The organism is Chryseobacterium jejuense, assembly GCF_900100075.1.
GTDB classification, from domain to species: domain Bacteria; phylum Bacteroidota; class Bacteroidia; order Flavobacteriales; family Weeksellaceae; genus Chryseobacterium; species Chryseobacterium jejuense.
Genome location: NZ_FNEG01000008.1, coordinates 1 through 13,317 on the forward strand (window position 1 = coordinate 1; position 13,317 = coordinate 13,317).

Annotated in this window: 10 protein-coding genes and 2 tRNA genes; 4 read left to right on the top strand and 8 right to left on the bottom strand. The window is 34.6% G+C overall.

Going from position 1 to position 13,317, the window contains the following annotated elements:
• Nucleotides 1-972: 972 nt before the first annotated feature.
• The 5 genes from BLS98_RS20265 to BLS98_RS20285 all read right to left on the bottom strand — a co-directional run bounded on the left by BLS98_RS20265 (nt 973) and on the right by BLS98_RS20285 (nt 5,309).
• A tRNA-Asn gene (locus BLS98_RS20265) sits at nt 973-1,046 on the bottom strand.
• A 192-nt stretch (nt 1,047-1,238) separates the two neighbouring features.
• Entirely contained in the window at nt 1,239-2,966 is a 1,728-nt protein-coding gene (locus BLS98_RS20270) for an erythromycin esterase family protein (protein WP_089738893.1), read from the bottom strand.
• 160 nt (nt 2,967-3,126) lie between these two features.
• Nucleotides 3,127-3,200 (bottom strand) — tRNA-Asn (locus BLS98_RS20275).
• An 80-nt stretch (nt 3,201-3,280) separates the two neighbouring features.
• Nucleotides 3,281-4,762 carry an RIP metalloprotease RseP gene (gene rseP / locus BLS98_RS20280; RefSeq protein WP_089738894.1) on the bottom strand — a complete coding sequence of 494 codons (1,482 nt, stop codon included), beginning with the start codon at nt 4,760-4,762 and terminating at the stop codon, nt 3,281-3,283.
• 106 nt (nt 4,763-4,868) lie between these two features.
• The gene (locus BLS98_RS20285; protein WP_089738896.1) at nt 4,869-5,309 is read right to left on the bottom strand and encodes a DUF6646 family protein; all 441 of its coding nucleotides are present in this window, start codon (nt 5,307-5,309) and stop codon (nt 4,869-4,871) included.
• Between the two features lie 187 nt (nt 5,310-5,496).
• Between BLS98_RS20285 and BLS98_RS20290 the strand changes: the two genes are divergently transcribed.
• A complete protein-coding gene (locus BLS98_RS20290) occupies nt 5,497-6,249 on the top strand; it encodes a nitrilase family protein (RefSeq protein WP_089738898.1) in 753 nt (250 codons plus the stop codon).
• A 43-nt stretch (nt 6,250-6,292) separates the two neighbouring features.
• Here the strand turns inward: BLS98_RS20290 and BLS98_RS20295 are convergent, their stop codons facing one another.
• The 3 genes from BLS98_RS20295 to BLS98_RS20305 are packed head-to-tail and all read right to left on the bottom strand — an operon-like array spanning nt 6,293 to nt 8,395.
• Entirely contained in the window at nt 6,293-6,592 is a 300-nt protein-coding gene (locus tag BLS98_RS20295; RefSeq protein ID WP_089738899.1) for a thioredoxin family protein, read from the bottom strand.
• Between the two features lie 17 nt (nt 6,593-6,609).
• Entirely contained in the window at nt 6,610-6,981 is a 372-nt protein-coding gene (locus tag BLS98_RS20300; RefSeq protein WP_089738901.1) for a rhodanese-like domain-containing protein, read from the bottom strand.
• Between the two features lie 4 nt (nt 6,982-6,985).
• Entirely contained in the window at nt 6,986-8,395 is a 1,410-nt protein-coding gene (locus tag BLS98_RS20305) for an MBL fold metallo-hydrolase (RefSeq protein WP_089738903.1), read from the bottom strand.
• A 357-nt stretch (nt 8,396-8,752) separates the two neighbouring features.
• Here BLS98_RS20305 and BLS98_RS20310 point away from each other — a divergent pair, with 357 nt between their 5' ends.
• From BLS98_RS20310 to lysA, 3 genes are all read left to right on the top strand, one after another.
• Nucleotides 8,753-10,279 carry a helicase HerA-like domain-containing protein gene (locus tag BLS98_RS20310; RefSeq protein ID WP_089738905.1) on the top strand — a complete coding sequence of 509 codons (1,527 nt, stop codon included), beginning with the start codon at nt 8,753-8,755 and terminating at the stop codon, nt 10,277-10,279.
• A gap of 147 nt (nt 10,280-10,426) precedes the next feature.
• On the top strand, nt 10,427-11,650 hold the full coding sequence (locus BLS98_RS20315) for a 3'-5' exonuclease (protein WP_089738906.1): 1,224 nt from the start codon (nt 10,427-10,429) through the stop codon (nt 11,648-11,650).
• A gap of 259 nt (nt 11,651-11,909) precedes the next feature.
• Nucleotides 11,910-13,112, top strand: a complete 1,203-nt coding sequence (lysA, locus tag BLS98_RS20320; protein ID WP_181575078.1) for a diaminopimelate decarboxylase — start codon at nt 11,910-11,912, stop codon at nt 13,110-13,112.
• Nucleotides 13,113-13,317: the final 205 nt, after the last annotated feature.

Here is a 13,317-nt window from a genome sequence, read left to right on the forward strand (position 1 = left end):
GCCGATGGTACTGCTAACGCGGGAGAGTAGGCCGCCGCCAGTTTTTATTTTATTTTTAAAAATCCTTTATCATTACGATAAAGGATTTTTTTTTGTGCCATACCCAACGAATAAAGCAGACCTAATCCACAACTCAAGGATAACTCATCCAATAAGTAATCAGTAATGAGCAATGAGCAATGGGTAATAACAGAGATGTTCTCAAAGTTATATTCATTACCATCTATTCTATATTACTCTCCTACTTTATTTTTTAGTTGATCTAAAACCTATTATATAAGTGTTGGATCACTCTTTTTATCAAGGATATTCCTTGGTATCATTACTATTCTTTTTCCATGGCCTATTGTCATCCTGTAAGGATCCTTAGCAATGGGAAGGCTATGAAGTAAGCTATCCATAATCAGTAGAACAAAATTATGAATACCATTGTCTAGATCCCTACGGGATGACAAAGAGTACTGTTTGGTTACAAACTAAAATAGCATACAAATGCTCCCAAATTCATTGTAGATTACTTATTACTCATCACTCATCATAAAGGGGCTTCATTTATCATATGGGAAAAGAGCCATTTGCCATTCATTATTCCTAAGCTTTTTAGGCCTAAAAATAAGTTATTATACAAATTAGCTACTTTGATGTCTCATAATTTAAATTGCAATAAAAATAGGGCTTATTTGAAGTTATAGAGAACAATGTTTAATAGTTTTGAATAAGCAGAGTACTTTATATTGGGATAGGAAATGTTTGTTAGATTTTGATTTTTTTATCAGGATTGAATAAAGCCTTTTTCAAAATAAGATTCGAAATGAAAGAACATTTATGATAGAATGAAGAAAGGTTACTTGAATTAACCAATTATTGACCTTGGATTGAGAATTGACTAATAATTTTTAAATTATTGCCCCAAGAATATTGAATAAGATTATAGAAATAAAAAAAGACCTACATTTCTGTAAGTCTTTTTTGCTCCTCCTGCTGGGCTCGAACCAGCGACCCTCTGATTAACAGTCAGATGCTCTAACCAACTGAGCTAAGGAGGAATGTCCTTTGTTTTAAGTGGTGCAAATATAATAGGAATATCTGTACCAAGCAAGTTTTTATCCCTTAATATTTAACGAAAATAGCTATTGTTTTATTTTTCAATAAATTAAATTTCATAAAATATTTAAAATTTGAGATACAAATGATAAAAGGTGTTTTAAAAGATGCTATTTCTAGAGAGTAAGATATCTTTATTTCAATAAAACTGAGGCTGTAGACTTGTTAATGAATATAAGATAGTCAAAATCTTTTGATATATTTTTAGGGCTAAACTCATCAGGCTTATTCCTGGAGCCCGTGATTCTGAGGTCTAATCCTTCAATCAGCCATTTCAATTTTTCATTATTATCCTTCTTTATTTTCTTTATATCAAGAATAAAGTAAGGCTCGTTAATAGAATTCAGAAAATATTCATACGTTCCTACATAGGGCTCTTGTGCATTGTACGCAGTCAATCCATCTTCACCTACTGCAGTATATTGGCCTGAGTGAAATGCAAAGCCTATTGTGGTATAATCTTTTCCAAGTTGATCTGATAAGTATTTTCCCATACGTATAGGGGCCTTATTGATATGGGTATTATGAGCCCAAAGTATGATTTTCGAATTCTGGTTATGATTTTTTATCCATAAAACATTTTCAGCCATAAACTTATCTCTGGTAAAACTATTTAATTCGGTATTCTGTTCCAGAAGCCGGAGATACTGATTAATCCAGACAAGATTATCATTACCAATCTTTTCCTTATTAATATCATTTTTAATGTCTGTAATAATAGAAACCACAATATCTTTCTTTTCCATTTCAACAATCCGATCTCTTTTTTCCTTGTCTTTAAAATTAGCCAGTAATGGGCTTAATTTGTCAAGTTTTTCTAAGATTGAGGGATTGGCTTTAAAAACTTTTTTAAGTTCATTTAATGGCGTATAGAAGTCCTGCATATCAAAACCGGTAAAAAGAATTTTACGGCTTGATGTTTCATTGTATTTTTTCATCCATTCGGTCATAGCTAAAACTTCATGGGTATTCCATGTCCAGAAACCCATTGCTCTCAGATAATCTTTTGCTGATCCTTCGCCTTTAGTAGTATAGTTACTGACCTGATAAGATTCCGGCATTCTTGCCTCAATAGAAAAGATATTGAAATTGTTATTTTGTATCAGATATCGAATGATGCGATCTTTCATTTTGAAAATCTCCGACGATCCATGGGTAGATTCTCCCAAAGCAAGAATTTTTGAATCTCCGATAAGTTTATTCAATATTTCAAGATCTTGAGTATTGTTGGTGTCCGGATCATATGTTTTCAGAGGGTAGATATATTTCTTCAACAGGGTAATTTCTTCCTGGTTCAGTTTTTCTTTTTTGGATGCATCTTGAATTGGTTGATGATCTGAAGCTATCCTGAAATCATCAAACCATACAATGCCTTCTCCTTCAAAAAGACCTCCCACTACAATTTTTTCAGCATCTGGGCTTATTCTCATACTAAGAGATACCTCTTTCCAGTCTGTAGTTCCCTTGATTCTTTTGTTTTTCATATTGTCGAAAGAGATGATAGCTTTTTTTGCATCAGTCACTTTGATCCAAAGTCCTGCATTTCCAGCTCGATGGGACTGTATTTTGATTTTGGCTGTAAGATGTAATTCTTTTCCCTTCAATAGATGAACCGGAAGAAGTGTGTAGATTGAAGAGAAATTAGAACTGTCAGCAGAGCGACTGGTAATCTGCATACTTTTTTTTCCGGAAAATTTGGTGCTATTATCAACTTGATAAGAATAACCACCTTTCTTAAAATCCCATTTCAAGGGTAAGTTATTTGAATTGGTTTCTTCAAAATCTAAATTGAGAAAACTTTGTGCAAAAATTGTTTGGAAAAAGAATATACCGATTACAGGCAGATATTTTCTTAGAATCATCTTATAATGGTTATAGTTTTGTAAAATAAAACCATGAATTTATCTAATAAATTCTTTTGCAGAAATTATTTTATGATACTTTATAAGAAATTATACCTTTTTTAGAATACAAGAATGGACGTAAATAAAAAAAGACCTACATTTCTGTAAGTCTTTTTTGCTCCTCCTGCTGGGCTCGAACCAGCGACCCTCTGATTAACAGTCAGATGCTCTAACCAACTGAGCTAAGGAGGAATGTCCTTTGTTTTAAGTGGTGCAAATATAGGACGAATATTTATACCCTGCAAATATTTTTAAGAAAATTTTTCAAAAAATTACAGACCTCCTGTAATCATTTTGAAAATATCGCTTCCGAATATCAGTAACATTAAACCTAATAGGAATATAACTCCCACCATTTGAGCATTTTCCAATACTTTTTGAGGAACAGGTTTTCCTACAATGATTTCGTATAATGTAAATATAACATGCCCACCATCAAGTCCCGGAATAGGAATAAGATTCAGGAACGCTAACCATACGGAGAACATTGCTGTAAAGCCCCAAAATGCAGACCAGTTAATAGAAACATTACCTGTAGCATCTTTATCTACCGGCATATTTTTTACGATAGCGATAGGACCTCCTACTTTTTTGTAACCTTGAACCTTCTTGTTGAAGATTAATTTAAACTGCTTAATCTGATATGTTAAGCTCTCAATAGTAAGGGTAAATCCTCTGGTGATAGATCCGAAGAATGTATAATCACGGTGAACATTATATTTTTCAATTTCCTTGAAAGACACTACACCAATTGTTCCTTCTTTAGAAACAGGAATATGTAAGTCAACAGTTTCATTGTTTCTCGCTACTTTGAAATCTACTACTTTTCCTGCATTAGGAACAACCAATGGTTTAAGTTCATCATAATAAGTAATAGGAGTTCCGTTGATGGCAAGAACTTTATCACCAAGTTTTAAGCCTGCATCCATTGTTGATTTTGAAACAATGGTATCTATAATAGGAGTCATTCTTGGTGTAAGGAATGCTCTTGGCTCAGGATCATTGAATGCTATTACTTTTCCGTCATCATTGGTTGGGAAAGTAACCTCTTTTCCATTTCTGGAAACGGTAATTTCGTCACTTAGTAAAACGTCTAATGCCAGTTTTTTGAAGTCTTTCTGAACTTTTCCGTCTACTTTCAATATTTTATCTCCATCCTGGAAGCCCATTTTCTTGGCTGCTGCAGTATAATGAAGTGGGGTAGTGATTTTATCTGCTTCAAAGATATTTTCTCCATTTTTTCCAACTAACGCTGAGAATATGATCCATGCCAAGAAGAAGTTAACGGTAACCCCGCCCAACATGATGATAAGCCTTTGCCAAGCTGGTTTAGACCTGAATTCCCAGGATTCAGCCGGTTTTTTCATTTGGGCTGTATCCATACTTTCGTCTACCATTCCGGCAATTTTCACATAACCTCCGAAAGGAAGCCATCCGATTCCGTATTTGGTTTGCTCCGGATATTTTCTCCAATCGTCGTCAGAAAGTTTTGATATATCGATAGGAACTTCTTCCTTTTTTCCATTTACCTCTATCACTTCAGTATCTGGCAGGTTCTGAGATAAGAATTTATACTTCCATTTTCCGTTAACCTTCTTCATAGAGAATATGGAGAAGTAAGGATCAAAAAACAGGAAGAATTTCTCTGCTCTGGTTTTGAACCATATGGCTGGTAAGAAGTGGCCAAGCTCATGAAGAACTACAAGTATAGAGATACTCAGAATGAACTGGAAGAGTTTGATTGCTATTTCCATTAATAAATTTTAGATTTTAATTTGCAAAGGTAACAATTATCAAAACTATGCCAAATAAAAAAGCCCCTCTAAACGAGAAGCTTTGTCATATTTTAGGACTATTTGATTATAAATTGAATGAAACTCCAAGACTACCGTTGTTACCCACCTCTGCAAATACCCCAATTCTTTCTGTAAAGAAATAGCGTGCACCAATGTGAGCCCCTATTCCAAAGTCTTTTCCAACCACTCCAACGTCAACACCAGGATAAATATCCAACTTTGGCGGAAGGTTTAAAGCTTCCTGTAGGTGAAAATTCAATCTTCCGAAAACAAATACCCGGTTATCCTTATCGTTGTTCTTGTAATTGCTGAAATAACCATTAAGACCAGCTCCTACGGATATGAGCTTATTCAATCCGTAGTCGTAAGTTCCTGTTATTCCGGTTCCATATCCCCAGGCACTAAGCCCCAATTGAACTTTTTGATCTCCCTTTCCAGTCCATGCTTGAGCATTAGCCGTGATTCCGAAAAAGAACATCATCACCATAAAAACCAATTTCTTCATAAAATTTATAATGTTTAATGATATTAATAAAAATTACCTGCATCAAAAATGAAACCGAAAGAGACTGAATACTATAAAAATAGCAGACTTTAATAAATATTAAGAATTATAACTCTCTTTTCCTTATTCAACATAAAAGCTGTATTTTTATCCTTCAGATATTGAAATAATTAAAAAAATAGAAAAGATGAAGATTGTAGGGCTCAATTTGGATATCATCTGGAAAAATAAAGCTGAAAATTTTAAAATAATAGAACGAGAGCTTCAAAATCTTGAAGCAGATTTATTTCTGCTTCCTGAAATGTTTTCAACGGGCTTCTGTATGGATGCATCTGAAGTTTCTGACAGAAATGGAGAATCTCTGGAATTTTTGAAGAAGATTTCAAAAGAAAAAAATGCGGCATTCTGCGGCAGCGCACCCGTAGAGGAAAATGGTAATTTTTACAACAGAATGTACTTTGTACAACCGAATGGAGAAGTTACTTTTTACGATAAAAGACACTTGTTTTCCTTTTCTGGAGAAGATAAAGTATATACTCCAGGGAGAAACAGAGTGATTGTAGAGTATAAAGGAATCCGTTTTTTACTTCAGGTATGCTATGATCTTCGTTTTCCTGTATTTGCAAGAAATAACGATGATTATGATGCGATTTTATATGTTGCGAATTGGCCTGAGAAGAGGGTAGGAGCTTGGGAGCATCTTTTAAAAGCAAGAGCCATTGAAAATCTTTCTTTTGTATTTGGATTAAATCGAATAGGAACAGATGGAAATAATCTTTTCTACCAGGAGAGCTCTCATTGTTTTTTTGCTGATGGAAGAGAAATTTCAAATAAAAATGGAAATGTTGTGTCAGCTGAACTGGATATGAATGAGTTGAAGGATTTCAGAACTCATTTTCAGTTTTTAAATGACCGTGATCATTTTTCAATAGATTTATAAAAAATAAGGCTGAGTTTACATAAACTCAGCCTTATTTTTAATCTTAAATATATTGTTGCAGAAGCTGCGTTAATGTATTCACATCATGCACTCCACTTTCCTTCCAAAGAAGTTCTCCTTCTTTGAAGACCGCTAATGTAGGTACACCTCTTACTCCGTATTGTGCTGCAATAGCAGGATATTGGTCTACATCTACCTTTATGATTCTGGCTCCTTCACCAATATTTTCTTTTACAGTATTTAATACCGAAGATTGCACTTTACAAGGTTGGCACCACGTGGCAAAAAAGTCAATAAGTACCGGTCTTTCGGAATTAATGATTTCCTGAAATTTTTGTGACATAGTTTGAGTTTATTAGTTTACTTTTTATTTGCTTCGTCCTGGATGCCTTTCACATTTTTCCAACTCGTTCCATCGTAGGCTTCCACTCCGTTTTTCTTTAAAATTTCCATAGCCTGGTCTGCCTGTACTCCTTTATTACAGAATACGACTACTTTTTTACCCTTTAGGGTTTCAAGTTCGTTCTGAATATCTGCTAACGGGATGTTAATCGCATTTTTAGCCGTTCCGGCAGCGTATTGTTCAGGAATTCTTACATCCACTAATGTTACATCTGAACTCATTACCACTTCCTTAATGTTAGCCTTGGGAAATTCCGCAGAATGAGTTGTTTTACAGCTGCTTAATGCTAGAATAGAAGTTAAAGCTATTCCAAAAAAACTAAGTTTCATAATGTTATGATGTTTTGGACTGACATACAAAGTCCGTTGTCGGAAGTTTTTCTGTCTTTTTAATGCCGTTAAAACCACCTTCTATTTCAGTAAAGTTTCTGATTCCGTGTGAATTAAGAATGCTTGCTGCAATCATACTTCTGTATCCTCCAGCGCAATGAAGGAAGAAATGCTCAGAGTCATCAAGATTACGCGCCCAATCACTAATGGAGTCCAAAGGTCTGTTGTAAGCATTATCAATATGTTCTGCAGAATATTCTGTAAGTTTTCTAACATCAATTACTTTTGCATCTGTTGTAAACTGTTCTGCAAACTCAACAGGAGTGATTCTTTTTACTTCATCAACTTCTTTTCCTGAATTTTTCCAGGCTTCAAAACCTCCGTTCAGGTAACCCACCACGTTATCAAAACCTACCCGGCTTAATCTGATGATAACTTCTTCTTCTGTTCCCTCATCTGTTATCAATAGTAAAGGATGCTTTACATCTACGATTAGGGTTCCTACCCAAGGAGCAAAATCTCCTTTTAATCCGATATTCACAGAATTAGGGACAAAACCTTTATGGAAATCTGCAGCTCCTCTTGTGTCAAGAATTAAAGCTCCGGTTTCTTCTGCCATTGCTTCAAAATCTTCTGGAGAAACAGGCTGAAGTCCTTTATCCATAACTACATCCAGACTCTCATAACCACCTTTATTCATAGCTACGTTCATTCCAAAATATTTTGGAGGTGCAGTAAGCCCGTCAAGTACTTCTCTAATGAAAGAAGCCTTATCCGGCTGGTTAAGTGCATAGTTTGTTCTTTTTTGATTTCCCAGAATATCTACTGTTTCTTTCTGCATATTTTTTCCACATGCAGAACCTGCTCCGTGAGCCGGGTAAACAGTAATACTGTCATCCAAAGGCATAATTTTGCTTTGAAGACTGTCATACAGAATCCCTGCAAGATCTTCCTGAGTAAGATTAGTTGCTTTCTGCGCAAGATCCGGTCTTCCTACATCTCCTAAAAACAGAGTATCTCCAGTAAAGATGGCTGTTTCCTTGCCATTTTCATCAATTAGAAGATAAGTAGTACTCTCCATTGTATGTCCCGGAGTGTGAAGTACCTTTATTTTTATTTTTCCAATTTCAAAAACCTGGTTGTCTTCAGCAATAATTGCTTCAAACTCAGGAGCTGCCGTAGGCCCGTATACAATCGGAGCATTTGTTTTTTCACTTAAATCTAAGTGTCCTGAAACAAAATCAGCATGGAAATGGGTTTCAAAAATATATTTTAAAGTGACATTGTCTTTTTCCAGACGATCCAGGTAAGGTTTTACCTCTCTTAAAGGATCAATAATGACAGCTTCGTTTTCTGATACAATATAATAGGCACCCTGAGCCAGACAGCCCGTATATATTTGTTCAATTTTCATTGGATATTTTTTTAATAGTTAAAGATACAAAGTATTAGATAAATTCTAAATCAAATGTTAAATTCAATTGATAGTTTCTTTCAATACTTATGTTAAACAAATGTTTAACACGCGATGTTTTTCAGCAAAAAGGATGCCTTACATAATGATAATCAACAAATGCTGTTTTTTATCATGTTTACTTATTGAAGGGCAGTTTTTTAACAATATAGTATTCTTATTTCATAGACCATGGTTTGAATTTTGCTTAAATAGTGGCAAAGTTGTTTCCTCAGGCTACTAATGAAAGTTAGAGGGAAAATATTACACAATATTTTAAAGAAAATTTTATATTTATAAGTTCAAAAAAGCGATCAAATGGCAGACAAAGCACAATTTATTGAAGAATTAAATGCTAGATACACTCCAAAAGGAGAACATATTATATTAGGAAAAGGAATGCTGGACGGAGAAGTTGTTCCTGAAGTAAATGTAACCATCCCTTTAAAAACCATTAACCGTCACGGCCTTATTGCCGGAGCAACAGGGACAGGAAAAACCAAAACATTACAGGTTTTTGCAGAACAGCTTTCTCATCAAGGAATCCCGTCATTAGTCTTGGATATCAAAGGTGACTTTTCCGGGATTGCAGAAGCAGGTCAGATGAATTCTATCATTGAAGAAAGATATGCAAAGACTCAGCTTCCTTATACTCCGCAAGGGTTTCCTGTAGAATTGATGAGTATTTCTGGAGGAAAAGGTATAAAACTGAGAGCTACCGTAACAGAATTTGGCCCTGTTTTATTAAGCAAAATTCTTGAGCTTAATGATACGCAGCAAAGTATCATGTCTATTGTCTTTAAATACTGTGATGACAAAGGACTTCCTTTGATTGATCTTAAAGATTTGAAAAAAGTTCTTCAGTATGTTACAGATAATGCACAAGGAAAAGCTGAACTTGCAGCTAATTATGGCTCAATAGCATCGGCTTCATTGGGAGCTATTCTAAGATCTATTGTAGCATTGGAGCAGCAGGGAGCCGGAGACTTCTTTGGAGAGTTGAGTTTTGACGTTCAGGATTTACTGGAAACCAGAGATGGAAAAGGAGTTGTTAATATTTTAAGAGTATCAGATATTCAGAATAAGCCACAGCTGTTTTCTACCTTCATGCTTTCTCTTTTTGCAGAAATCTATATGACTTTCCCTGAAGAAGGAGATAGTGGAAAACCAAAATTGGTATTGTTTATAGATGAAGCACACTTACTTTTTGATGAAGCTTCAAAAACCCTTCTTTCTCAGATTGAAACGATGGTGAAACTTATCCGTTCAAAAGGAGTGGGAATTTATTTTATTACCCAGATTCCTGGTGATGTACCGGAAAGCGTTTTGTCACAATTAGGATTAAAAATACAGCACGCCCTGAGAGGGTTTACAGCAAAAGATAAAAAGGAAATTTCTAAGGCTGTAGAAAACTATCCAACTACAGAATTTTATAACGCTTCCAATCTGATTCAGAATATGGGAATTGGTGAAGCATTTGTAACTGCTTTGGATGAGAAAGGGATTCCAACACCGTTGGTGCATACTTATCTTATTTCTCCTGAATCAAGAATGGATGTTCTGAGTGAGGCGGAAATTACTGAATTAACGTCCAGCTCAGCTATGGTCACTAAATATGAGGAGGCAATAGACAGAGAATCTGCTTATGAAATGTTAACCAACAGAATGGAACAAGCAGCTCAGAACCCAACACCTAATCAAAGAACAAAACCGGTAAAAGAAGAACCGGGAATGTTTGAACAGGTATTGCAAAGCCAGGCGGGAAGAACTTTTACCAATACACTGATGCGTGAAGGTGCGAAAGCTATTCTTGGAATGTTTGGTCTTGGAGGGCGAAGAAGGTAATAATTACTTAACTTAAATCTAAAGTAACCTGCTATATTTTGATATTTTTTTTGTTATTTTAGCAGGTTATCTTTACTGATGGGGAAAATAGTATCGGATTAAAGAGCTAAAACTTTTAATAATAAACACAGCAGTTAATAGAAATCAATGTATTCAATTATAGACATAGAAAGTAATGGTGCAGGTTATAGAAATGAATGCATTATAGATATCGCCATTTACAGATATGACGGGCAGAAAATTACAGATCAGTTTATATCCCTTGTTAATCCCGAAGGAGATATTACACCTTTTGTACAGAAGCTCACCAGCATCACACCAAAGATGGTGAAAACTGCTCCTAAGTTTCATGAAATAGCCAAAAGAGTTATTGAAATTACCGAAAACACAACATTGGTAGGACATAATATTGATTTCGATTATAGAATGCTTCGTCAATCGTTCAAAAGGCTTGGCTATGATTTTAAAATCAACACTTTAGATACAATTCCGTTAGCTAAAAAACTGATTCCTGATGAAGTAAGTTATTCGTTGGGTAAATTAGTAAAATCACTGGGAATTCCTTTGACTAATCATCACAGAGCAGATGGGGATGCCAGAGCAACGTTGGAACTGTTTAAACTTTTAGTATCAAAAGATATTGAGAACGAGATTATTCAAAAACAGCACGATGAAACCAATGCCAAAACCTATATCAATAAGATCAAGTTACTAACACAAGATCTTCCGAACGATAAAGGATTTGTGTATTTTCAGGATGAGGCAGGAAGGATTATCTTCTCAGATTACGCTCAGGATATCAATAAGTTTTCAAAAAAAGTATTTAACTCCAAGTCAAAAAAATGGGAGCACGTTCAAAAGGGCTCTGAACAGATTAATTTTGAACTTACCGGAACAGATATTATTGCTAAACTGACTCTGAATTCCAAAAATATTAAGAAAAAGGAAGTACTGCCATTTGGTCTTTATTTCAGAAACAATAAATATGTTGTTGAAAAAAACAAACTGAATAAAACGGAAAAACCGATTCTGAAATTCAGATCATTTACCCAGGGTACAAAAGCAGTTCAGTTTATTGGGGCTCAGGAAGAATACAATGATGTAGCAGTATTGAAACAGAAAATAGAGTTCAGAAAAAGAAATGAACTTTGGCTGGGTATCGGAAGAAAATTAGGAGAGAAATTATTTTTAATTATTGAAAACGGAAAGGTCGTGTCCTTTGGTTTTTATGAACTGTTTACGCAAATACAGACGTTAAGTAAACTTGCTAAATTAAAAATAGACCTTCAGCTGTCTTCAACAGATTTGAACAATGAACTGCAGCTAGCACTTCTGCGTGGTGATTTTGAGACGTTGCCACTGCCTAAATAATTAAAAATTTAGACCTTAAATTTTGATTAGAAAGAAGATACTTTTCAAATCAATTTTCTCAGAATAAAAAATAAATAGTATTTTTGCAAAAAATAAATAGAAGCAATGCAAATTTTAAAACAAATAAAAACTGGAAAAAAGGGAGCTATTAAGTTCTCTAAGGTTTGGAATATTTGAAAGACTTGTCTTGCATAAAAAATAATCAATGTGGCAGGCTCTTTTACTAAGAATCTGCCTTTTTTTATGTTAAAATAAAATTATGAATTCACAAGAATTATTAAAGATCGCCAATGAGTTTGGCACACCAGTGTATGTTTATGATGCTGAATCCATCAAAGTTCAATACGAAAAACTTACATCTTCTTTTTTAAAACATACTAAGTTCTTCTATGCAGCGAAGGCGTTGACAAACATCAATATCCTTAAGTATGTCAAGAAGCTGGGTGCATCTTTGGATTGTGTATCTATTAATGAAGTCAAATTAGGATTAAAGGCAGGATTTCCAAAAGAAAAAATATTATTTACTCCCAACTGTGTTGACTTAGCTGAAATAGAAGAAGCAATGACATTCGGAGTTCATATTAACATTGATAACATTTCTATTCTTGAGCAATTCGGGAATAAATACGGAAATTCTTATCCTATTTTTGTTAGAATCAACCCACACATCTTTGCCGGCGGAAACTATAAAATTTCAACAGGTCACATCGACAGCAAGTTTGGAATTTCTATTCACCAGCTTCGTCACATTGAAAGAGTGATGAAGAGCACCAACCTTAATGTTGAAGGACTTCACATGCACACAGGAAGTGAAATTAAAGATCCTGAGGTTTTCCTTCAGGCTCTGGATATCATGCTTGAACTTTCTGAGCATTTCCCTAACCTGAAATATCTGGATATGGGAAGTGGTTTCAAAATTCCTTATCAGGATAGTGAAGAAGAAACTGACGTTAAAACATTAGGAAGAAAAGTAGAAAAAGTTTTAGGTGAGTTTGCAAAAACTACAGGTAGAAAATTCGAATTATGGTTTGAACCAGGGAAATTCTTAGTAGGAAAAAGCGGATATCTATTAGTAAAAGCTAATGTAATTAAACAAACTACAGCTACAGTTTTTGTTGGGGTAAATTCAGGATTTAACCACCTGATTCGTCCAATGTTCTATGATTCTTACCACACCATTGAAAATTTATCCAATCCAAAGGGAGCAGAAAGAATTTATACTGTTGTAGGAAACATCTGTGAGACGGATACTTTTGCATGGGACAGAAAGTTACACGAAGTAAGAGAAGGTGATATCCTTGCGTTCCACAATGCAGGAGCTTACGGTTTCGAAATGAGCTCAAACTTCAACTCAAGATTAAAGCCTGCTGAGGTTTTATTCCTGGATGGAAAAGCTCACCTGATCCGTAAAAGAGATGAATTTGAAGACTTATTAAGAAACCAGATTGAGGTGGTTATCTAACCTATAGAAAATAATATATAATCGGCTGTCCCTTTGGATGGCCGTTTTTATTTTTAATATAGTTTATAACTTTTAAACTTAAAAATAAGATATAGTTTTTTTATATAAGGATTGTGATGTTTTGTACTGATGTGTTCTTGGATTATAAAGTAATTCCCCTTTGCTAAGTGAAAGGATTTTGCGTTCTATTTTAAATCAAACATTT

Excerpts from the sequence above, each read along its gene's own strand:
- BLS98_RS20270 (WP_089738893.1), bottom strand. The coding sequence starts at position 2,966 with ATGATTCTAAGAAAATATCTGCCTGTAATCGGTATATTCTTTTTCCAA.
- rseP (WP_089738894.1), bottom strand. The coding sequence starts at position 4,762 with ATGGAAATAGCAATCAAACTCTTCCAGTTCATTCTGAGTATCTCTATA.
- BLS98_RS20285 (WP_089738896.1), bottom strand. The coding sequence starts at position 5,309 with ATGAAGAAATTGGTTTTTATGGTGATGATGTTCTTTTTCGGAATCACG.
- BLS98_RS20290 (WP_089738898.1), top strand. The coding sequence starts at position 5,497 with ATGAAGATTGTAGGGCTCAATTTGGATATCATCTGGAAAAATAAAGCT.
- BLS98_RS20295 (WP_089738899.1), bottom strand. The coding sequence starts at position 6,592 with ATGTCACAAAAATTTCAGGAAATCATTAATTCCGAAAGACCGGTACTT.
- BLS98_RS20300 (WP_089738901.1), bottom strand. The coding sequence starts at position 6,981 with ATGAAACTTAGTTTTTTTGGAATAGCTTTAACTTCTATTCTAGCATTA.
- BLS98_RS20305 (WP_089738903.1), bottom strand. The coding sequence starts at position 8,395 with ATGAAAATTGAACAAATATATACGGGCTGTCTGGCTCAGGGTGCCTAT.
- BLS98_RS20310 (WP_089738905.1), top strand. The coding sequence starts at position 8,753 with ATGGCAGACAAAGCACAATTTATTGAAGAATTAAATGCTAGATACACT.
- BLS98_RS20315 (WP_089738906.1), top strand. The coding sequence starts at position 10,427 with ATGTATTCAATTATAGACATAGAAAGTAATGGTGCAGGTTATAGAAAT.
- lysA (WP_181575078.1), top strand. The coding sequence starts at position 11,910 with ATGAATTCACAAGAATTATTAAAGATCGCCAATGAGTTTGGCACACCA.